At 59.0% G+C, this 20,198-nt stretch carries 20 protein-coding genes; 6 read left to right on the top strand and 14 right to left on the bottom strand.

Translation table 11 applies throughout. The annotated features are described in order from the left end of the window. Positions 1–43: 43 nt before the first annotated feature. The 4 genes from metG to KB449_RS10180 form a co-directional block, all read right to left on the bottom strand. Complete coding sequence (gene metG, locus KB449_RS10195) at positions 44–2,068, bottom strand: methionine--tRNA ligase (protein WP_282908275.1); 2,025 nt, start codon at positions 2,066–2,068, stop codon at positions 44–46. A 381-nt stretch (positions 2,069–2,449) separates the two neighbouring features. Next, on the bottom strand, positions 2,450–2,710 hold the full coding sequence (gene yidD / locus KB449_RS10190) for a membrane protein insertion efficiency factor YidD (protein ID WP_282908274.1): 261 nt from the start codon (positions 2,708–2,710) through the stop codon (positions 2,450–2,452). A gap of 75 nt (positions 2,711–2,785) precedes the next feature. Then, a complete protein-coding gene (locus KB449_RS10185) occupies positions 2,786–2,986 on the bottom strand; it encodes a hypothetical protein (RefSeq protein WP_282908273.1) in 201 nt (66 codons plus the stop codon). Positions 2,987–3,093: 107 nt separating this feature from the next. Further along, the gene (locus KB449_RS10180) at positions 3,094–3,570 is read right to left on the bottom strand and encodes a hypothetical protein (protein WP_282908272.1); all 477 of its coding nucleotides are present in this window, start codon (positions 3,568–3,570) and stop codon (positions 3,094–3,096) included. 189 nt (positions 3,571–3,759) lie between these two features. Between KB449_RS10180 and KB449_RS10175 the strand changes: the two genes are divergently transcribed. The 6 genes from KB449_RS10175 (at position 3,760) to KB449_RS10150 (ending at position 5,780) form a co-directional block, all read left to right on the top strand. Further along, positions 3,760–3,984 (top strand): spore germination protein, encoded by a 225-nt coding sequence (locus KB449_RS10175; RefSeq protein WP_090113143.1) that lies wholly within the window; start codon positions 3,760–3,762, stop codon positions 3,982–3,984. Next, on the top strand, positions 3,984–4,205 hold the full coding sequence (locus KB449_RS10170; protein ID WP_282908271.1) for a spore germination protein GerPB: 222 nt from the start codon (positions 3,984–3,986) through the stop codon (positions 4,203–4,205). Before KB449_RS10175 ends, KB449_RS10170 begins: the two co-directional genes overlap by 1 nt. A 37-nt stretch (positions 4,206–4,242) precedes the next feature. Next, complete coding sequence (gerPC, locus tag KB449_RS10165; protein WP_282908270.1) at positions 4,243–4,941, top strand: spore germination protein GerPC; 699 nt, start codon at positions 4,243–4,245, stop codon at positions 4,939–4,941. A gap of 20 nt (positions 4,942–4,961) precedes the next feature. Next, on the top strand, positions 4,962–5,147 hold the full coding sequence (locus KB449_RS10160) for a spore gernimation protein GerPD (protein ID WP_434082550.1): 186 nt from the start codon (positions 4,962–4,964) through the stop codon (positions 5,145–5,147). 1 nt (position 5,148) lies between these two features. Beyond that, complete coding sequence (locus tag KB449_RS10155) at positions 5,149–5,556, top strand: spore germination protein GerPE (protein ID WP_282908268.1); 408 nt, start codon at positions 5,149–5,151, stop codon at positions 5,554–5,556. 104 nt (positions 5,557–5,660) lie between these two features. After that, positions 5,661–5,780, top strand: a complete 120-nt coding sequence (locus KB449_RS10150; protein WP_090113152.1) for a sporulation protein YjcZ — start codon at positions 5,661–5,663, stop codon at positions 5,778–5,780. 108 nt (positions 5,781–5,888) lie between these two features. Here the strand turns inward: KB449_RS10150 and KB449_RS10145 are convergent, their stop codons facing one another. The 10 genes from KB449_RS10145 to araA form a co-directional block, all read right to left on the bottom strand. Beyond that, positions 5,889–7,253: a PucR family transcriptional regulator gene (locus KB449_RS10145; RefSeq protein ID WP_282912782.1), complete on the bottom strand. Its 1,365-nt coding sequence runs from the start codon at positions 7,251–7,253 to the stop codon at positions 5,889–5,891. Positions 7,254–7,529: 276 nt separating this feature from the next. Next, positions 7,530–8,171 carry a zinc-ribbon domain-containing protein gene (locus KB449_RS10140; RefSeq protein WP_282908267.1) on the bottom strand — a complete coding sequence of 214 codons (642 nt, stop codon included), beginning with the start codon at positions 8,169–8,171 and terminating at the stop codon, positions 7,530–7,532. Between the two features lie 39 nt (positions 8,172–8,210). Then, the gene (locus tag KB449_RS10135; RefSeq protein WP_282908266.1) at positions 8,211–8,960 is read right to left on the bottom strand and encodes a DUF1361 domain-containing protein; all 750 of its coding nucleotides are present in this window, start codon (positions 8,958–8,960) and stop codon (positions 8,211–8,213) included. 156 nt (positions 8,961–9,116) lie between these two features. Continuing rightward, positions 9,117–11,102 carry a glycoside hydrolase family 15 protein gene (locus KB449_RS10130; protein WP_282908265.1) on the bottom strand — a complete coding sequence of 662 codons (1,986 nt, stop codon included), beginning with the start codon at positions 11,100–11,102 and terminating at the stop codon, positions 9,117–9,119. A 48-nt stretch (positions 11,103–11,150) separates the two neighbouring features. Then, the gene (glgA, locus tag KB449_RS10125; RefSeq protein WP_282908264.1) at positions 11,151–12,581 is read right to left on the bottom strand and encodes a glycogen synthase GlgA; all 1,431 of its coding nucleotides are present in this window, start codon (positions 12,579–12,581) and stop codon (positions 11,151–11,153) included. A 45-nt stretch (positions 12,582–12,626) separates the two neighbouring features. Continuing rightward, on the bottom strand, positions 12,627–13,739 hold the full coding sequence (gene glgD / locus KB449_RS10120) for a glucose-1-phosphate adenylyltransferase subunit GlgD (protein ID WP_282908263.1): 1,113 nt from the start codon (positions 13,737–13,739) through the stop codon (positions 12,627–12,629). Continuing rightward, the gene (locus KB449_RS10115) at positions 13,739–14,902 is read right to left on the bottom strand and encodes a glucose-1-phosphate adenylyltransferase (protein WP_282908262.1); all 1,164 of its coding nucleotides are present in this window, start codon (positions 14,900–14,902) and stop codon (positions 13,739–13,741) included. Before KB449_RS10115 ends, glgD begins: the two co-directional genes overlap by 1 nt. A 39-nt stretch (positions 14,903–14,941) precedes the next feature. Further along, on the bottom strand, positions 14,942–16,852 hold the full coding sequence (gene glgB / locus KB449_RS10110) for a 1,4-alpha-glucan branching protein GlgB (protein ID WP_282908261.1): 1,911 nt from the start codon (positions 16,850–16,852) through the stop codon (positions 14,942–14,944). Between the two features lie 222 nt (positions 16,853–17,074). Continuing rightward, the gene (locus tag KB449_RS10105; RefSeq protein ID WP_282908260.1) at positions 17,075–18,349 is read right to left on the bottom strand and encodes a methyl-accepting chemotaxis protein; all 1,275 of its coding nucleotides are present in this window, start codon (positions 18,347–18,349) and stop codon (positions 17,075–17,077) included. A 304-nt stretch (positions 18,350–18,653) separates the two neighbouring features. Continuing rightward, a complete protein-coding gene (gene araA, locus KB449_RS10100; RefSeq protein ID WP_282908259.1) occupies positions 18,654–20,135 on the bottom strand; it encodes an L-arabinose isomerase in 1,482 nt (493 codons plus the stop codon). Positions 20,136–20,198: the final 63 nt, after the last annotated feature.

Genomic DNA, 20,198 nt, shown 5'->3' with positions numbered 1-20,198 from the left:
AAACCTGCGAAATTGTGGATTTCGCAGGCTCCAAAACCGAACATTATTTGACCAACGCCCCGTTGGGCATGCCCTCCGGAACCGTAGCCAGCTTCAGCTGGCCGCCCTCCGACGCCGCCAAAATCATCCCGTGGGACCATTCGCCGCGCAGCTTGACCGGCTTCAAATTGGCGACGCAGATCACCTTGGCGCCGAGGAGTTCCTCCGGTTTGTAGTATTGGGCGATGCCCGAGACGACCTGGCGCGACTCGCCGCCGAGGTCGAGCTGCAGCTTCAGCAGCTTGTCGGCTTTGGGAATCGGCTCGCAGGCCGTGACCTGCGCGACGCGCAGCTCGATCTTCGCGAAGTCGTCGATCGCGATTTCTTCCTTCGCGTCCGGTCTAGCGCTCTGATCCCCGGTCCCTTCCCTCACGACCGGCGCGGATTGGCCCGCCGATACGTCAGGCTTGGCGCCGCCGCCCATCATCTCTACGATCCAGGCGACCTCGCTCTCGAGATCGAGCCGCGGGAACAGCGCCTCGCCCTTCTCGACGCCGGCTCCGACGGCGTGGCTGCTCCAGGAGCCGATGCTATCCCAGGCGGTCGCCGGCCCCTCTGCTATGCCGAGCTGCGCCCAGATTCGCGCAGGCGCATGCGTCATGAACGGCTGCAGCAGGATCGAGACGATTCGAAGACTCTCGGCCAGATGAGCCATGACCGACGCCAGCGCGCCGCGGCCTTTTTCATCCTTGGCGAGCACCCAGGGCTGCGTCTCGTCGATATACTTGTTCGTTCGACTGACGAGCGTCCAGATCGCCGTCAGCGCCACGGAAAATTCCATCGCCTCGACCGCTTCCTCGGTTTTGCGCACGGCAGCCGCCGCCACGGCCTCCAGATCCGCGTCGAACGCCGTAGCGCCATTTGCCTCGGGCACGACGCCGTCGAAGTACTTGCCGATCATCGCGACGGTGCGGCTGAGCAAATTGCCAAGGTCGTTCGCGAGGTCGTAGTTCAGCCGCTCCGCGAAGTTCTCCGGCGTGAACGTGCCGTCCGAGCCGAAAGGCACCTCGCGAAGCAGGTAGTAACGGACGGGATCGAGACCGTAGCGGTCGATCAGCTTGACCGGGTCCACTACGTTCCCTTTGGACTTGGACATTTTGCCGTCCTTCATGAGCAGCCAGCCGTGCGCGAACACCTTCTTGGGCAGCGGCAGGTCGAGCGCCATCAGCATGATCGGCCAGTAGATCGTGTGGAAGCGCACGATTTCCTTGCTCATCAAATGGACGTCCGCCGGCCAGAACTTGCGCATGAGCGCGTCGTCCGGCGTTCCGTAGCCGAGCGCCGTAATGTAGTTGCAGAGCGCATCGATCCAGACGTAGATGACATGCTCCGGATCAGAGCGAACCGGGATGCCCCAATTGTAGGTCGTCCGGGACACCGCAAGATCCTCGAGGCCTGGCTTGATGAAGTTGTTGACCATCTCCGTCTTGCGCGACTCGGGCTGGATGAAGTCCGGATGCGACTCGTAATGCGCAAGCAGCCGGTCCACGTAATTGCTCATTTTGAAAAAGTAAGACTCTTCCTTGACCAGCTCGACCGGGTGTCCGCTATCCGGACTTTTTCCGCCGACGACGTTGCCCTGCTCGTCCTTAACGACGTCGACCAGCTGCGTCTCGGTATAGAACGTCTCGTCGGGGATGCTGTACCAGCCCTCGTACTCCCCTTTATAGATGTCGCCCTGGGCCAGCAGCTTCTCGAAGATTTCCTCCACGACCCGCGTATGCCGAGGTTCCGTCGTGCGGATGAAGTCGTCGTTCGAAATCTCGAGCTTTTTCCATAGATCCTTAATGCCGACGACAATATCGTCGACGAACTGCTGCGGCGTCTTGCCTGCGTCCTGCGCCTTGCGCTCGATTTTTTGCCCATGCTCGTCCGTGCCCGTCAGATAACGCACCTCGAAGCCGCGAAGCCGCTTGTACCTGGAAATGGCATCGCCGGCGACGGTCGTGTATGCGTGCCCGATATGCAGCTTGTCGCTCGGGTAGTAGATCGGCGTCGTGATATAGAAGGTTTTGCCCGCTTCGGTCATACTCTTCAGCTCCTGTCAGGGGATTTGGCGCAGACATCGGGCCGGAAACGCAAAAAGACTCCCGTCCGTCATGGGACGAGAGTCTGCGCTCACGTGGTACCACCCAAATTCCCCTCGCCGTACGCGCGCGAAGGCTCATTCGCGCCGGTCGCCTAAGACCGGCAGCTCCGTTAACGCCGGAACGCGCGTCGTACTCTCACCGCAAGCCGGCAGCGGCAGCGCTCGAGCACGAATCCTCCAGGACCATCTTCCAAAGTCGATCTATGCCGGCTCGCAGCGGCCCCGGCTCTCTGAGATAGATCATTGCCTTTGTACTTATCGCTTCATCGGATCGATATACGGTTGTATTGGCCAAAATATACCGCAGCGCGAGGGCCGATGTCAAGCGGAGGGTCGCCCCGGCTCGCGCCCCCCCTTGGGAGGAGGTACCGGATCGAAGCCGCCGGGGTGAAAAGGGTGGCATTTGCAGATCCGCACCGCGGCCAAGCCCGCGCCTTTAATCGGACCGTGCACCTCGATCGCCTCGAGTGCATAGGCCGAGCAGGTCGGAGCGAATCGGCACGTGGGCGGCTTAAGCGGCGAGATAAACCGGCGATAGAACACGATCGGCAGCCGCATCGCCGCCACGATTGTCTGCTTCATTCCGTTTCGCCTCCCCCCGTTGTCCTTGTCCTCATGATGCGGGAAGCCCCGGTCGAAGTCAAATCGGCGAAAGGGTCAAGCGAACCACTCGTTTACGACGAAAATAAACGCGACGAGCGAGACGGCCGAACCGACCATGTAGCCCCAGCCTTGTCCCTTTTTGCCCTGAAAAAAACGGAGTATGCCCATACTGAGCAATCCTCCGACCAACAAAATAAAAATAACGCCAACGATAAACAGACCCGCGGACACTTCAGATACGTCGACCAGTTCCAAAAAAGCTTCCTCCCCATCCTCTGATGCATCCGCGCGCCTTGGCATGCGCGAATGCCGCTGTAAAGCATTATATCGAATCCGGGCAGAATTGAACATCGTTAGTCGTGCTACTCTCCGATAAATAGCTCGACCTCGCCTTGCCGCGCCGGCTTTCGCCGGAATACGACGACCCATTTTCCGTTTTTCCAGACCACACTGCCCGTCTTCGGCAAAACGAGGCAGGGCAGCTTGAGCGACGCCGTAGCGTCTCCGGGCAGCCCGGAGACGCGCAGCCGATCGGCAGTCGCATGCAGGCGCACGGCTCTCCTGTCCGTACCCGGCGGCGGTTTAATCGTAGCGATAACCCGCTTGGGCTCTTTTCGCGCCTCCATCTGCGGGGTGGCTGTGACGGCATCGGGCCGGATTCCCGCCGCGGCCACCGTCTTATCTTCATGCTTGCCAAAGCCGAGCTTCCGTATATAATCGTCGAGCCACGAATCGTCCTTGTTCTCCCATTGTTTGATCAAGTCCCATGGCAGATCCTTGCCGATCAGCTTGCGGATCTCGTCCCAGTTGGGCAGCGGCCCTTCGTCGAAAAATGACATGGTTTGCGCCCTCCCTCGCAGAAAAACGTCGCTCGTCGCCGGATCGCGGCGAGTCGATCCGCCGGCATCAAAACCACATCAGTATATGCCTCCCTGGGCGAGGGCGTGCGAAAAGCCCGAAATCGGGAACATCTGGGCTCCAGCCTTCATACAATACGACATGACCATTCAAAAGGGAGTCGTTGCCGCATGCCCAGCATCGTAGGAGCTGTCAAAATCATCAGCATCGGCTCCAGCGGCGTCGTTCAATTCGGAGACTGCCTGCAAGTTTCCCCATCCAGCACGACCAAAACATTCGCGGGAGCAGGTTCGTTCGTTACCGGCGATTTGCCCAGAACCAACTCGATAAGCTCGACCAATACGAACGATCCGGACGTCGTCGATTCGAACTCGGCGGGAGGTGCCGTAGTCTGATGGCATGGACGATCTATCAGCAAATATCGATCGGACAGCTGCGCGTCGATGCCGTCTCCAACTCCTCCGTTCTCCAGATCGGCAGCGCCGGAAGCATTCGTTCGCTCTCCCAGCTTTATAACACAGGAGGCTTTACAGAACCGGCAGCCGAGCTGACCGAGGGGCAACTGACCAACGCCTTGACGCCTTTGTCCCTCGTCCCGCTGCCCAATCCCAGGTAACGCGCATGGTACTTTTCTAAGCGGGAGGCGTTTTGCATTGAACTCGGTATGGCATTTTCCGAACGGATATTCGGGCTTCGATTGCCAAGCTTGCGCAGGGCGAATTCGCGAGCTCGAATCCTGGATCGCATCGGCTGCGGCGCAATTGGGAGAGTTAGAAAAGCAGATCGCCGACCTGCGTCAGCGGCAAGCCGAAGCCCAATCGCGAATAGGCGAGATGCAGAGCCGCATCGAAGACCTGCAGAGCAAGCCTCCCCTTCATGTCGAGTATCACTTCGATCAGCTCAAGGTAAGCAGACTGGACGGCACGCTCAACATCGGCATTAGTCCCAACGCCAAAGGCGACGTCGATTCCTTCGACGTTCCGGCCCCAGGCACCTGGCAAACGCCCGCCGTCGGCACAGCGGGATCCGAGCCGTTAATCCCCCGCTTAATCAAGCTGGGAAACGATATGTTTGACAAAGAAGCCGCAGCGGATCTGGCAGCGGCCGCCTCAAAAAACGGCGTTTCTTTCCCTGCTTCCGAAATTCAGATGGTAACGAAGGACGTAAGAGATCAATTAGGCCCCCGCATCCAGTATTACGCGCGTACGTCGCCGCTGCCCGAGGAAACCGGCGAAAAAGCGATAGCGGATTGGGAACGGGAAGTGATCGGCAAAGTCAGGAAGGACGTACGGGCCGCTTTCGAAAACTATGCGGCCAAGCGTGCGCCGCAACCTCCCCAGGAAAGGCCGTGACATCGATGAGTCTCGGACAAATGATCGTCAACAACGAACCGGTCCGAATCGGATCGATCCGGGTTCTGGGTATTTCCAGCTCCTCCTCTATGCTTGTTGGGGACACGCACAGCATGACGCTTTATTCGTATTTCGACACCCCGCCCGAATCCGTCATCGTCGGACCGCTCGCACCTCTGCCGGCGCTTCCTGAAGAGAACGAGTAAGATGAATTTATCGGCCAGGCTGTCGGCCGTCGGTCTTGTCTACATTAATTCGGCATCCGATTCGTCGATCGTTCATTTCGGGGACAACCGCGACGGCGCGAGGCTGAATGCGCGAGTGCTTGCCGTGCAGCGAAGCGTCGCAACGTTCAGGGACAACGAATTTCCTTTCGCCTCCTATTCCTTATTTACCCGTCCCCTCCCCATTCCCCCGCCTGACCAGGGACCCGCATCGGCCTTCTTGTCGGCTTGCGCACCGATCGAGATCGGCGCCATTCAAATTACCGCCATCTCCGCTGCCTCCCATGTGAGAATCGGCTGCGGCGGACCGGAGACCGCCGAGACGAGGATCGTGAACATCCGCAATCGGATCCCCGGTACTCGTCCATTGGTCGAAGTCGATTTTAAATAAGACGTAACAACACAAACGGGCGAACGCACAAGCCGCCCGCCATCCTCCGCATATGATGACTGTGTGATCGCTCATCACATAAACCACTTCGGGAGGTTGTTACTATGGGATACGGAGTAGCAGGCGCAGGTTGCGGATACGGCGGCGGCGCCATGGCTGGTGCAGCGTTCGCGCTGGTACTGTATGTGCTTCTCGTCATCATCCTCAAAGCCGGCATTTTCTAATCGACTAGCGGCGATGCCGCGCACGCAACGATAGCGTAAAAAGCCTCCGGTCCGCATTCGCTGCGGCCGGAGGCTTTTGAACGTTTCGAGCCTGTTAACACACGGCGGTCAGTAGCTGCCGGGCGAGAGCTGGCCGAGCTTCAGCGACAGCTGAAGCTGGAGCCTGTCTTCGGGATCGTCGAGAGATACGCCGAGAATGCTCTGGATTTTGTCCAGACGGTAGACGATCGTGTTGTAATGCGCATACAGCCGCTCGGAGGTCAGCTTGATATTGCCGTTGCATCGGAAAAACATTTCAAGCGTCTCCGCAAGCCGGCCGCCTCCTTTGCGGTCAGCCTGCTGCAGCGGAGCCATATAACGGCGCAAAAATTGCTCGCGTTCCTCGCCGCCCGGAATTAAATACAGCAGCGCGTACACGCCTAGATCATCGTAGGGCACGACGTCTCCCGCCAGCCCGCACACCTCGGCGACCTGCTTCGCCCTTTTGGCTTGCGACAGACTGGCCGGCAGCAGCTCCGGCTTCGCGACCGGGCGTCCGGCGAACAACCGCATCGCCGGCGCCCCGAGCTCTGCGCGAAGCTCGCCAAGCAGCTCCAGCAACTTCGCTTCCGTCGTCGTTTCGGCCGATTCCGGTCCCTCTTCCTCTTTCTCCGACAGGATCAGCACGAGATCGCCGCCATAGACGGCTGCAAGCAGCTCTCGCCCGGGCATACGTCTTCCCGTTCTAAGCAGACGCGACAGCTCCGCGAGCTTGGCGTCACCCGCTTCGCCGCCCGCTTCCGGGAGCCCGACCAGGGCTGCATATAGCCGGCCTGCGCGCTTGATCTCGCAGCCGCATACCTCCGCCCGCACCGTCCAGTCCCGTTCGGAGACGATCTTGCCCGCGAGCCAATCCTGAAGGAATAGCTCAAGATATTTCCCTTCGACCTCCCGGACCGCGTCGATATTAGCCATCTCTAAATCAAAGAACGCAGACAAGCGCGCTAAAATCTGTAAGTCCAAAGCGGCGATCGAACGATCCTGCTCGAACAGCGCGATGGCGGACGGATTGTCTCCGCGACGCGCGATCCAGTGCACGTATGCTCTTCTGCCGTTCCCCGTGCCGATAAAACCGGATGCATCGGCGGTCCCGGCTTCACGCCCGACAAAAGCGGCGACTTGCGCCGCCGCCGTCGCTTCGAGTCCGCCGGAACGCCACTCGCCGTCTCTGCTCCTGAAGACCGCGATCGGATTGCCGAGCGATTCCTCCATCGCGTCCAGTGCCTGTTCCAAGCTGCCGCCATTCAGAAGCAAACGGGATACCCGAGCCAGCGACGAATTCAGCTCGGCCAAATGACTGTATTCGTCAGCATACTGCCGATCAGGCGCCGTACGCTCATCCGCCAGCTTCGCCGAAAGCTCATCCTTCGGGCCCGTGATCGGAAAGCTCATGCGCTTCGATCTGCTCTCGGGATTGGCGTCATTACGGGACATTGCAGCCACGTTACTCCCCCTCCTCGCCATGCACGATGAATAACACTCTAACTAATCGCCTTTATTATGTTATATTTTATAACATTCAATATTAAATGTCTTCCTTTTTCGTACTTAAATTATTATTATTTTATGAAACTAAGGATTTTGCGTCATATTTAATGACATAATCCATTTGAAGTTTCACTCACGCCGGCAAGCACGAAAAAGCCGCCGAAGCGGCATAAACACCGCTTCGACGGCTTTCGATAACAATCACTTTTACGTTGCTCGAACTTAAGGATACATCGGATTGCCGCAATCCTGGCAAAATCTCGCTTCCTCCGGCATTTCCGCCCCGCAGGCGGTGCAAATTTGAACGAGCGGCTTGGCAGGAGGCTGAGGCTCGTGCACGATCGGCTCCGCATCCGGAACGCCGCGACTGGCCGCCCAGGCATCATCCGCAGACTCGTCCTCCGGATAGACTTCGATCGCCTCTGCAGCCCGCTCCGGCTTGGCGTCTTCGGACAATACCGACAGTTCGCCTTCGACAGGCGTCTCGGCAGCCGGCGCCGGCTCAGGGAACGGCTTGCCGCAAGCCGGGCAGAAGCGAGTCTGGAACGGGACGCGCTGTCCGCATTCGCACTCCTTTTCGTTGCGCAGCTCGCGGATGCGATCCTCCAAGGTGTCTATATCGCGGCCTTTGTCCGCAATGACCTGGCAGGCCGGAATGACATCGTTCTCGGCTTTGGATAAATCGCCGGCGAGATAAGCCTTGTAGACAGCTTCTCCGATTTCGTTATATTGACGCTCGATCTCCTTGCGCTTGCCCGCGATTTGCGAATGAAGCTTGGTGATCTCTACGGTCTGTTGGGCCTTTTCCGTGGCGGTGCTGACCCCTTTGCTGACTGTCTCCGTTAACTTTTTGAAGAAACTCATGAATTCCGCCTCCTAGACTCGAGCAACTATAACTATGTACTATGATAACCTGCCGGCCCCGTCCCGGGCAACGCCGCCTTGACCGGGCACGCGCTGGACGCCGAGACCGTAAAGCGACAAATAGACGATCAGGATCATCACGCCGAACAAAATCGTCAAAATCGCGCCGTTCGAATTGATGCCGCCCAAAACGCTGTTCGCCAGCCTGAACGGACTGAAAACGACATCCCAGCTGTTCAGACGGATAACTCTGCCCAAATAGACGCCAAAGCCTCCCAGAAACGAGACGGCCAAAATAAACACCCAGCCTGCCGTGGCTCCGAGATACCGCGAGACCAGAAGATGGAATTGGCGCATCGACAAGTAGCCGAGCAGCAAGCCGCACCAGGCGAAAAGGAAAAAGACGATCAAATCGTACCAAAGGATCAGCGATTCGGTGGACTGCAGCCAGCTGTACGTCGGATTCATAATGAGGTGGATCAAGTCGGTCGTCAAGTATGGGGCATTCGGATAGAGCAGCAGCCAGCCGATCCCAAGAATCAGCAGGATCGCGCCGCGAACGGCCGGCATACGCGTCAGCATGCGATCCGCACCGGCGGCCGCCATCGAGACGAGGAGCGGAAGCCAGGCCAGGAACAGATTCCAAAGAAGAAATCCGTAACGGCTGTCGCCGACCTGCGCTTGTCTGACGACGAGCATGGACAGGCACAGCAGCGACGTAAAACAAAGAATTAAAAAAGCCGGCGTGACGAGCGGCTCGGCTGCGGAGCTCGGTTGATGGCGGCTCATCGTTACGCATCCTCCTCTTCAACGCTAGTTACTGTCCTATTTACACCATTCAGCGGGAAAAAGTTGCGTTCGACCTTCAAAAATCGAAAAAAAAAGCCATCCCGTCGGCTTCCGGGGGATGGCGGTCGATCTTTGCTAAAATCGAAAAAGTTGCGCTTAAACCGCGCTGCGCGCGCCGGCGGCAAGCTCCTCGTGCTTGCGAACGTAGAGGCAAACGGTCTTGATATAGGTTGCATGCGACCAGGTGAGCGGGGCTACCGAGAGCGGCGTACCTTGCGTCGGATGGATCTGCTCCGGCATGTTGCCGCCCTGCAGCGTCGAATGGACGATTTTCTCGAGCGTGATCCGCGGCGCTTCGAGATCGGCCAGACTGGTCGCCGTCTCGATCTGGAAATACGCTACCCACAGCGTGCAGATAATCCAGGGATTGCCGGGCACGCGCTCGAGATCGTCGGACTGCTGAAAGTAATAATCGTTCGTGTACCGGGCAATGCCGCCGATATCGGTCTTGATCGACAGACCCTGCTGAATCGCCTGCATCGTACGGACGACGCGATCGTCGCTCGCCGGCAGCACGCCGAATTCGAACAGGCCGAACACGCTGCTCTCGATCGTCATGTCCTTCTCCCACTTGCCGTCCCGCAGCGCGAGACCGCGAGCGAAGCGGCCAGCGTCTTCATCCCACAGATGCGTCAGCATGCCGAGCTTGATCCGCTCGGCCACATTGCGATAGCGGTCGCTGCGCTCATAATCGCCGAAAAGGTCCGCAAAGTACGCAGCCCCCATCAGGCCGCCGTATACCGACGCCGAGGTGTACGTCCAGATCCCATACCGTTCCTCCCATAGATCATAGCTGGGGAGCGGCAGGCCGAGCGAAGGCTCGATATAGTCGCATAAGAAGGAGGCCGCCTTGCGCACGAGGCTCGGATAGAGCGATTGGGGCAGCTCGATCTCGCCGTGGCGCTCGTAATCCTTCCAGAGTGCGAACAGCACGAGCGCCGTCTCGTCCTCCTGGATCGGCAAGCGGGGCAGTCCGTGCACGACGTACGGATGCCAGCTCGAGCCGACGGTGCCGTCCGGATTGTACTTGTGGTACAAATAGCCTTCCGGCGCCAGCGCGTCGTTGCAAAAATGGAAGAACGGCGCGATCGTCCCGTGGTAACCGGCCAGCGACATGGCGTCCGCGATGAGTGCGCCGTCGCGCGGCCACATGTAGCTGTAGTGATCCCGGTTGTATTGCAGTATATCCGTGTCGTTGGCGGCCAGGATGGCGCCGCGCTCGTCGATCTGCGTTCGCACGATGAGCAGGCTGTGCTTGAACAGCCGCACGACCTCCGGCGGCAGATCGCCGAAATGATATTGCGACCCGACCTTCGTCAGCCAGTGATTCCAATAGATGACGATGCGGCTCAGCAATTTTTCCGGATGGCTCTCCAGCACGTACTGGTCGAGCCGTTTGACCTCCTCTAGGTCGCTGCCGACGGACATCCAGTAATACAGCGAGCTCTCGGCGTTCGCCGGCAGCTCCAGCCTGAAGCTGATCGTACTGTCTACCGAGCCTTGGGCGATCGCATTGCCCATAAGCTCGCCGTCCTCGGCATCGCGCCATGTGCCTTCGGCCGAGTGGAACCGCTTGATGCCGGTCGTGAACTGGTAGATACCGCCTGTCTGCGAACGTCCGTTAAACATGAAATAGGAGGAACGCTTGTAATGGAACACGGTGCGATTCATGGGATAATACGCCGCCGTGTCGCCGACCTCGTTGCCGTCGATCATCAGGTCCTGATGGAAGAACACGCGCACGTCCTTCGGCTCCTCCGTCAGATTGCGAACGACAACCCGTTTCATATAGATGCTCTCCCGCTGGTGGATTCCGTCGTTGACGTATAGCTCGAGACCGAGTCCGTCATGTCTGGCCACCACGTTCGTGACGAGCGAATTTTCGATGTAACCGAGCTCGATCCGCCAGGAAGGATCGTCGAGCCAGACGAAGGAGCCGTTGCACCAGACGCCGAACCGGCATTGCTGCCCGCCGATATGGTTGAGCTGGCCGACGAACGGGAAATAAAGATCGCGGATGAAGCAATGATCGTCCAGATTGATGAGCATCTTGCCGTTGCCGATCACGAGATGTCGGGCCATGCCAGCATTCCCCTCTCCTATTGGACCGCCTTTGTTGCGGACCGTCCTCTATTTAACGAGCTCTCTATATAGTAGTTCGTACTGCTTGGCCGAGCTACCCCAGCCATAGTCCCGCTTCGCGCCATTATTCACGAGGCGCTTCCAGGCTTCGGGTTCCTCCCGGTAAAAACGGAGCGCGCGACGCACGGTATAGATCAGATCGTGCGCGCTGGCAGGACCGAAGGTAAAGCCCGTGCCGGTGCCTGCGAACTCGTTGAAAGGCTCGACCGTGTCCTTGAGGCCGCCCGTCTCCCGCACGATCGGCACGGTCCGATACCGCAGCGAGATGAGCTGGCTGAGGCCGCAGGGCTCGAATCGCGAAGGCATCAGGAACATATCCGACGATGCGTAGATCCGCCTCGCAAGCCCTTCGTTGAAGCCGAACCACACCGCGAGCTGTCCCGGATACCGGCGAATGGCCTCGGCGAGCAGATGCTCGAAGTGCGTATCGCCCGAACCGAGCACGGCAACCTGCGCGCCTTCGTCCATCAGGGCGGGAAGACTGTCCAAAATCAAATCGAAGCCTTTCTGTCCCACCATGCGGGAAACGACGCCGATGAGCGGAGCGTCGGCGACCTCGGCAAGACCGAGCTCCCGCTGCAGCGCCGGCTTGTTCTGCCTCTTTTTGGCCAGCGAATCCCGGTAACGCACATGCAGCGCCCGATCGCTCATGGAATCGTACGACTGCGTATCGATCCCGTTCAGGATGCCGACGAGATCGCCGGAGCGCTCGCGCAGCACGCCATCCAGCTTTTCCCCGTACTCGGCCGTCTGAATCTCAAGCGCGTAAGTGGGGCTGACCGTCGTCAGCTTGTCCGAGAAGCGCAGCCCCGCCTTCATGCAGCTCGCCGCGCCGTAGAATTCAAGGCTGTCGCCCGTAAAAGCATCGTCACCTACGGAGAGCAGGTCCTGCAGCAGCTCGCGCGAGAATACGCCCTGATATTGCAAATTGTGAATCGTAAAGACCGTCCGTACGCGCTGCACGGCCGGCTCGTAGGCATACCTGGTGCGCAGCAGAAACGGCACGAGGCCCGTCTGCCAATCGTGACAATGCACGACGTCGGGCAGCGTCTCCTCGCGCAGCATCGCCTCCACGGCGGCGAAGCTGAAAAATACGAAGCGCTCCGCATCGTCTCCGTAGCCGTAGGGCGACTCGCGCTTGAAGTAGAACTCGTTGTCGATCAGCAGAAAGCGCACGCCGTCCGCCACGACCTCGAACAGGCCGCAATACTCCCTGCGCCATCCCATCGTGATATAGTAATAGCCTTTGAAAACAGCATTTTCCAAATAAGAATCGGGTATGCTCCCGTATTTGGGCAGAACGACGGTCACGTCGATGCCGCGTCCGCCGAGCGCCTTGGGCAGAGCCCCGATGACGTCGGCGAGCCCTCCCGTCTTGACGAGAGGGACGCCTTCCGACGCCACAAACCAAACGTTCATGGAACACCTCCGATAATTGGGATAAGCGTTACCCGCTACGGTAGATTATATAATTTTGCGCTTCAGCGCGATGTATGGAAGATCGGAAGCCCCCATCAGCTGCTGGTCGCTGCGGATCTCCACTTCTTTGTCCAAAATGCAGTTGGACAGCAATCCATGCTCGCCGATAACGCCGTTCTGCATGACGATCGAATTGCGCACGACCGCGCCCTTGTGCACCTTGACGCCGCGGAACAGGATGCTGCCTTCCACGCGGCCTTCGATATCGCAGCCGTTCGCGACGAGCGATCCGGTCACCGAGGAGCCGGCGCGATATCGCGTAGGCGGTTCGTCCTTCACCTTGGTGAAGATCGGACCCGGTTCGAAGAACAGCTCGTTCCATACCTTGGGATCCAGCAGCTCGAGGCTATGCTTGTAGTAGGAAGGGATGTTGTTTACGACCCCAAGGAAACCTTCGTGCATGTAAGCGTCCACCTTGAGCTCGCCGAGTCTCGGCATGACGGCGTGCCGGACGAAGTGGTCTTTGCCTTGCGCAAGGGAGGTATCGACCAGATCGAGGAGCAGCTCTTTGCGAAGGACGTACATCTCCATCGACACGACGTCGCTCGCGAGCCTGCCGAAGTGATCCTGCATGTCGACGATCCGGCCGTCCGAATCCAGCTTCGCCTTGCGCGTCAGCCCCGTCACCGCATCCGGCCATTCCTTGCACACGACCGTAATGTCGGAGCCGCGCTCGCGGTGCTGCTCGAGCACCTTGGCGAAGTCGATGTTGCACACCATATGGCTGCGGGCGACGACGACGTAATCAAGCGGACTGCGGACGAAATAATCCCGGTGCCGATAGAACTGATAAAGGTCGCCTTTTCCGAAGTCGGACTGATCCTCCATCGACGGAGGCAGAACGAACAGGCCGCTTTGTTTGCTGTGAAGGTCCCAGTTGCTGCCAGAGCCCAGGTGGTCCATCAGCGAGCGGTACTTGGTATGGGCGAATACGGCGACTTTGTTCATGCCCGAATTCACCATCGAGGACAAGACGAAGTCGATCAAGCGGTAGCGGGCGCCGAACGGCACCGTGGCGAGGCAGCGGGCGCTCGTGAGCGGGCCCATGTCCTCCGTCTCGTGAATCAGGTTGATGACGCCCATAAGCGGCAGTTTCATTAGGACTTCGCCTCCTCGAGTTCAGCTTCGACTTCGATGCGGTCGCCGCTGCCGACGACGGCAATCTCCGCCGCATCCACGCTGCCGACGACGCAGCCGTCTCCGACGATTGCCCCGTCGCCGACGATCGCGCGCACGATCCGCACGTTTTTACCGATCTTCGCGTTCGGCATGATGACCGAGTCCTCGATGAAGCTGCCTTCTCCCACCGTGACGCACTGGAAGAGCACGGAACGGTTGATCGTCCCTTCGACGACGCAGCCCTCGTTGATGAGCGAGCTCTGGACGCTCGAAGAAGGCGACAAATAGTGGGCCGGCATGTTCGGATTGACCGAATAGATGCGCCAGGAACGGTCGTTGAGGTTGAGCGCCGGTTCGTCCTCCAGCAGGTCCATATTGGCCTCCCAGAGGGAATCGATTGTACCTACGTCCTTCCAGTAGCCGTCGAACCTGTGGGTGAACAGGCGCGCGCCGTCCTGAAGCAGCGTCGGAATGATATCCTTGCCGAAGTCGTTGGAGGAGCCCTGCGTCGCTTCGTCGCGGATCAGCGCTTCCTTCAGCACCTTCCACGAGAAAATGTAGACGCCCATCGACGCCAGGTTGCTATTGGGCTTCTTCGGTTTTTCCGCGAATTCGACGACCCGGTCGTCTTCGTCCACGCTCAGGATGCCGAAACGGCTGGCTTCGGCCCACGGCACGGTAATGACAGCGATCGTGGCGTCGGCGCGATTGCGCTTGTGGGACTCGAGCAGCTCGTCATAATCCATTTTATAAATATGATCGCCGGAAATAATAAGGACGTACTCGGGGTCGTAGCCTTCGATAAAGCCCATGTTCTGGTAGATGGCGTTTGCGGTGCCCTTGTACCACGTGCCGCCCTTGGAGCGGACGTATGGCGGCAGAACGTGCATGCCGCCGCCCCTGCGGTCGAGTCCCCAAGGGCTGCCGATGCCGAGATATTGATTGAGCACGAGCGGTTGGTATTGGGTCAGGACGCCCACCGTATCGATCCCTGAATTCACGCAGTTGCTGAGCGTAAAGTCGATGATTCTGTACTTCCCGCCAAAGTGCACGGCGGGCTTCGCTAGGTCCTTGGTCAATACGCCGAGCCGACGGCCTTCGCCGCCTGCCAACAACATGGCAATGCATTCGCTTTTATGCATTCCGCTCTCCCCGCTCTCCTTGAGAATGTGCCAGGCTTGCTAGTCCTCCGCGGACGCGTCCGGCTCAAAGAGCAGAAACGTCAGCGGAGGCAGTACGATCTCCATGCTGAAGGGCTGGCCGTGCATCGGATTCCGTTCTGCCTTGAACTTGCGGGACATTGCCGCGCCGGTTCCGCCATAATCGGCGGCGTCGCTATTGAGTGCCAGACGGTAGGAAGCGCCCGTCGGCACGCCCAGGCGAAACACCGGATACGGGGCTGCCGAAAAGTTGCAGACGGCCACGAGATGCGTTTTTCTTTTCTTGCCAAACCGGATATAGGAAAGCACGCTCTGGGCGGCATTATCCGCATCGATCCATTTAAAACCTTCGGGCGAGTGGTCCTGCTCCCACAACGCGGCCTCGTTCCGGTAAAACGAACCGAGATCCCGCGTGAACCGCCGCATCGAATCGTGCAGCGGATATCGGAGCACCGGCCAATCCAGCTCGCCCAGGTCCTTCCACTCGTCGTACTGTCCGAACTCCCCGCCCATGAAAAGCAGCTTTTTGCCCGGGTGGGTCATCCAATAGCCGTAGAAAAGCCGCAGATTCGCAAACTTCTGCTCGTAAGCGCCCGGCATCTTGTTCAGAAGCGATCGCTTGCCGTGCACGACTTCGTCGTGAGACAGCGGAAGCACGTAGTTCTCGGCATAGGCGTACATCATGGAAAAGGTCGCCAGATTGTGCACCCCCGGACGATGCGCCGGATCGGTCTCCATGTATTTAAGCATGTCGTTCATCCAGCCCATGTTCCACTTGTAGTTGAACCCCAGCCCCCCGAGGTAGACGGGAGCCGTCACGCCCGGCCAGGCCGAGGAATCCTCGGCGATGACGAGCGCGTCGGGATAATAGCGGAATACGACCTCGTTCAGCTTTCGGATCCAGGACAAGGCGTCAAGATTCTCGATGCCGCCGCGCTTGTTTCTCGTATGCATCTCAGGCGGCTTGTCGAAGTTCAGGTCGATCATGCTCGCCACGGCGTCTACCCGGATGCCGTCGATATGGTACACGTCCATCCAGAAGAGCGCGTTCGAGATGAGGAAGCTCTGAACTTCGGGACGGCCGAAGTCGAAGGCAAGCGTGCCCCACAGGGGCTTCTCTGCGACGCGCCAATCGCCGGGTTCGTAGAGCGGCTGGCCGTCGAAGCGGCGCAGTCCGTGATCGTCCTTGCAAAAATGTCCGGGCACCCAATCCAGGAGAACGCCGATGCCGCGCTGATGACACCGGTCAACGAGTTTTTTGAGTCCGTCGGGATGACCGTACCTGCTGGTCGCCGAATAGTAGCCTGTCGTCTGATAGCCCCAGGAGCGGTCGAACGGGTGCTCCGTGACCGGCAATATCTCAATATGCGTATACCCGTTATCCGCGACATAATCGACGAGCTCGTGCGCAAGACGCTCGTAGGACCAGAACTGCTCGGGACCGTCGATTCGCCAGGAGCCCAGGTGAACTTCGTAGATGAGCATCGGCCGTTCGTAAGGCTTATTCCGGCTCCTCCTCTCTTGCCACGAATGGTCTCCCCAATCATAATTATCCAAATTCGCCACAACGGAAGCGGTTCCCGGGCGAAGTTCCGAGAAGAATGCGAACGGGTCCGATTTGAGGAAAACGCGGCCGGAAGCGTCAACGATCTCGTACTTGTAAGCCGTCCCCTCGCCGATGCCTCCCAAGAACCCCTGCCATACGCCGGTCGTTCCCGATAGGCTCAAGGGGTGCGACTCTCCGCGCCACCCGTTAAATTCGCCGGCCACGCGGACTTCGCGGGCATGCGGCGCCCATACGGCGAACCGCGTGCCGCGCTCGCCGTCCCGTTCGCACGGATGCGCGCCAAAAGCGCGATAAGCGCGAAACAATTCTCCGTTGTTGTACAAATACAGATCATGCTGCGATACCGATGCCGTACCGGTCGTCATAGCCGAGCCTCCTTTGCGGACGAAGCGTAAGGATCGCAGTCGCGTCATTTTTTTGTCATTTTTCCTCACATAAAACAACTGTATTATGTTTATTATAGAGGAATATCCATGCCTTTTCATCCGCCTTTTCCAAAATATTTTGCGGCCGTAAGATAAAAATGACCTCCCGCGTCAGTCCCGTCTGGCGGACTGGCACGGAAGGCTGCCGAAGCGCTCGTGCGCTTATCGGTTAAAATACGAGGCTTGCTCCTTTAACGTCAGCGACTTGGCTCTGAGCGATTCCGACGAAGCCGCAATCTCTTCCATAACAGCCGTCTGTTCCTGAGATGCGGACGACACTTGCTCCGCCCCTCCGCGAATCACGCCGGCCACCTCGGCCACTCTGCGGGCTTCGCCGAGCGCCCGTCCGGCTTGCTCGGCCTGCTCGGACATCCGCACTGCGATGCGCTCAACGATCGAGCCGACCTCGGCGGCTTCTCTGGCCACGATGCCGAACGCTTCCGCCGACGCCTTGCCCTGCTCCGACTCACGCTCCGCCACCTGAGCTTGCCGCTGTATATGCCGCACGCACTCGGCGACCTCAGCCTGTATTTGCGCGATCAGTTGCCGGATATCTTTGACGGCGCTGCCGCTCTGTCCGGCCAGCGTCTTGACGGCCTGCGCGACAACCACGAAGCCTCTACCTTCCTCGCCCGCCCTCGCCGCCTCAATCGAGGCATTAAGCGCGAGCAGGTTTGTCTGCTCGGCAAAGTCGCCCACAACGTTCGAGATCGATCCGATCTTGTCCGCATTGTCGCTGAGACGGTTCACGATCTCAAGCGCCGTGCGATTTTGCTCGGCCAATTGATCCATGCCGGATACGAGCGAGCTAAAGACGGCTTCACTGTGTACGACCGTGTCGTTCATGCGCTCGGCCTTGTCCCTGGCGGCCGCTGCGCTCTCGTCGGCAATCCGCGCGGCATCGGCCAGCCGCTCGACGGACGCTTGCATCGCCTCGGCGGACGCGAACTGCCGCTCCGTCCCCTCGGTGATCCGCTCGGCGTGCTGCGACATCTCTTCGATCCGAAGCGCGGCTTGCGAGATCGCCCCCTGCAGCTCGGCGGCATGCTGGTCCGTCTGCGCCGTGTTATCCAGAATGCCCCCTGTGATCGTCTTCAGCCGGTCGAGCATGCCCTGGAAGGCCGTTCCGAGCTGCGCCAGCTCGTCTCCAGATCCGGTCGCATGCACGCGCACGCCAAGATTGCCCCGCTCGGCCTCCTGGGCCGCGGCCGTCAGCGAGAGCAGCGGACGCAGCAGCCATTTGGCCGCGAAAAATCCGAATAGTCCCGTCCAAAATACGCCGAGCGCGAGCGTCAAAAGCACGAATACCCATGATGGCATGAAATCGAACGCACTTTTCATTTCAAGCAGCACGAATGCGCTGGTCGCATAGGTAATGCCCGACACCAGGGTAATGCCGACGACCATCTTCGCGACGATTCCCATCCGTTTGTTCATTGTCGAAGCCTCCGTCATTTTGTCTAAAAGACTATAAGACAAAATTCGACTTCGACCGACGCCATCCTCTTGTCTATCCGGTGACATTAGGCAATAAATATGTGTCTATATTGCGTCTAAATAATGTCCGAATTGTGTACGATCGAATTTTGTTCGACATGCAATACATCGAAAGCTCCAGCAAGCCGAAAGGTCGCTTCCATGTCACGAATCGCCGACCAATTTACACATCCTGACGGTTAGGTTAATACCAAAAAAAACCGCCGGAATTTCGAACATTCCGGCGGTTTTTTTTGAAAATCGCTTATCGCCCCCAGGCGACCTGTCCGAAGCGCAGCTCGTTCTTAAGCTGCCTCGTGTTCGTCGAAGCGTCGATGACGACCGCCTCGATGCCGGCCAGCTCGGCAAAGTCGAGCAGCTGCTCCGTCGTTACGACAAACGAGTAAACGGTGTGATGCGCGCCGCCGGCAAGAATCCAGGCTTCCGCGCCTGCCGCAAGCGTTGGTTCCGGCTTCCACAGGACGCGTGCGACCGGCAGCTTCGGCATCTCGCGCTCCACCGGCAAGCCCTGCACTTCGTTGACGATCAGCCGGAAGCGGGTTCCAAGATCGATGATGGAAGCGTTCAACGCTTTGCCGCCCTTGCCGTCGAAGACGATGCGGGCCGGATCGGCCTTGCCGCCGATGCCGAGCGGATGCACCTCGATCCGCGGCTTCGAAGCCGCGAGCGTCGGGCACACCTCCAGCATGTGGGCGCCCAATACCAGCTCGTTGCCCGGCTCGAAGTGGTACGTATAGTCCTCCATGAAGGAGGTGTCTTTGCCGCCCGAGATAATTTTCATCAGACGCGTAAGTGCAGCGGTCTTCCAGTCGCCTTCGCCCGCAAATCCGTAGCCCTGTTCCATCAGACGCTGTACGGCGAGGCCCGGCAGCTGCTCTAGACCGTGCAGGTCCTCGAACGTCGTCGTGAAAGCGGTGAAGCCGCCCTCTTCCAGGAATCGCTTCATCGCGATTTCCAGCCGCGCCTGATAAGCGATCGCATCGCGCACGGCACCTTCGGTGCGCCCCGCCTCGACAATTTCATAGCGCTCGGCATACTCGCCAAGAAGCGCTTCGACTTCGGCGCCGGTCACGGCGTTGACGTATTGGACTAGATCGCCTACGCCATGCGTGTTGACCGACCAGCCGAATTTGATCTGCGCTTCGACCTTGTCGCCTTCGGTCACCGCGACTTGACGCATGTTGTCGCCGAATCGGACGACCTTGAGACGCTTGCTCTCGTTCCATGCGACGGCCGTGCGCTGCCATGCGCCGACGCGGGCATGGACGTCCTCATTCGTCCAATGGCCCACGACAACCTTGCGCGCGATGCCGAGACGCGCGCCGATGAAGCCGAATTCGCGGTCCCCGTGAGCGGCTTGGTTCGTATTCATGAAGTCCATGTCGATCGAATCCCAAGGAATGTCGCGGTTATACTGCGTATGCAAATGGAGCAGAGGCTTGCGAAGCTCCGTCAGGCCGGCGATCCACATCTTGGCCGGAGAAAACGTATGCATCCATGTAATGACGCCGGCGCAATGCTCGTCGACGTTCGCTTCGTTCAACACGCGGCGGATCTCCTCCGGCGTCGTCACGACCGGCTTGAACAGAACCGGATACGAGACACGCTCGGACAACGCGCCTGCGATCTCCCGCGAATGGGCTGCCACTTCTTCGATCGTTTCCGGACCGTATAAATGCTGGCTGCCGATGATGAACCAAAACGTATAAGGCTTCACTTGAAGCATGTCGTAACCTCCCTATAATAAAAGCAAATGAGAAGGAATGCCGTTTTCAACTTGTACGTACAT

The sequence above is a fragment of the Cohnella hashimotonis genome, assembly GCF_030014955.1.
Taxonomy (GTDB): domain Bacteria; phylum Bacillota; class Bacilli; order Paenibacillales; family Paenibacillaceae; genus Cohnella; species Cohnella hashimotonis.
Note: the sequence above shows the minus strand (reverse complement) of the source record. Positions and strands in the feature narration are given on the sequence as shown.

Bases quoted from the DNA above. Each gene is read 5' to 3' on its own strand.
- metG (WP_282908275.1), bottom strand. From the start codon at position 2,068: ATGACCGAAGCGGGCAAAACCTTCTATATCACGACGCCGATCTACTAC.
- yidD (WP_282908274.1), bottom strand. From the start codon at position 2,710: ATGAAGCAGACAATCGTGGCGGCGATGCGGCTGCCGATCGTGTTCTAT.
- KB449_RS10180 (WP_282908272.1), bottom strand. From the start codon at position 3,570: ATGTCATTTTTCGACGAAGGGCCGCTGCCCAACTGGGACGAGATCCGC.
- KB449_RS10175 (WP_090113143.1), top strand. From the start codon at position 3,760: ATGCCCAGCATCGTAGGAGCTGTCAAAATCATCAGCATCGGCTCCAGC.
- KB449_RS10170 (WP_282908271.1), top strand. From the start codon at position 3,984: ATGGCATGGACGATCTATCAGCAAATATCGATCGGACAGCTGCGCGTC.
- KB449_RS10160 (WP_434082550.1), top strand. From the start codon at position 4,962: ATGATCGTCAACAACGAACCGGTCCGAATCGGATCGATCCGGGTTCTG.
- KB449_RS10155 (WP_282908268.1), top strand. From the start codon at position 5,149: ATGAATTTATCGGCCAGGCTGTCGGCCGTCGGTCTTGTCTACATTAAT.
- KB449_RS10150 (WP_090113152.1), top strand. From the start codon at position 5,661: ATGGGATACGGAGTAGCAGGCGCAGGTTGCGGATACGGCGGCGGCGCC.
- KB449_RS10145 (WP_282912782.1), bottom strand. From the start codon at position 7,253: ATGTCCCGTAATGACGCCAATCCCGAGAGCAGATCGAAGCGCATGAGC.
- KB449_RS10140 (WP_282908267.1), bottom strand. From the start codon at position 8,171: ATGAGTTTCTTCAAAAAGTTAACGGAGACAGTCAGCAAAGGGGTCAGC.
- KB449_RS10135 (WP_282908266.1), bottom strand. From the start codon at position 8,960: ATGAGCCGCCATCAACCGAGCTCCGCAGCCGAGCCGCTCGTCACGCCG.
- KB449_RS10130 (WP_282908265.1), bottom strand. From the start codon at position 11,102: ATGGCCCGACATCTCGTGATCGGCAACGGCAAGATGCTCATCAATCTG.
- glgA (WP_282908264.1), bottom strand. From the start codon at position 12,581: ATGAACGTTTGGTTTGTGGCGTCGGAAGGCGTCCCTCTCGTCAAGACG.
- glgD (WP_282908263.1), bottom strand. From the start codon at position 13,739: ATGAAACTGCCGCTTATGGGCGTCATCAACCTGATTCACGAGACGGAG.
- KB449_RS10115 (WP_282908262.1), bottom strand. From the start codon at position 14,902: ATGCATAAAAGCGAATGCATTGCCATGTTGTTGGCAGGCGGCGAAGGC.
- glgB (WP_282908261.1), bottom strand. From the start codon at position 16,852: ATGACGACCGGTACGGCATCGGTATCGCAGCATGATCTGTATTTGTAC.
- KB449_RS10105 (WP_282908260.1), bottom strand. From the start codon at position 18,349: ATGAACAAACGGATGGGAATCGTCGCGAAGATGGTCGTCGGCATTACC.
- araA (WP_282908259.1), bottom strand. From the start codon at position 20,135: ATGCTTCAAGTGAAGCCTTATACGTTTTGGTTCATCATCGGCAGCCAG.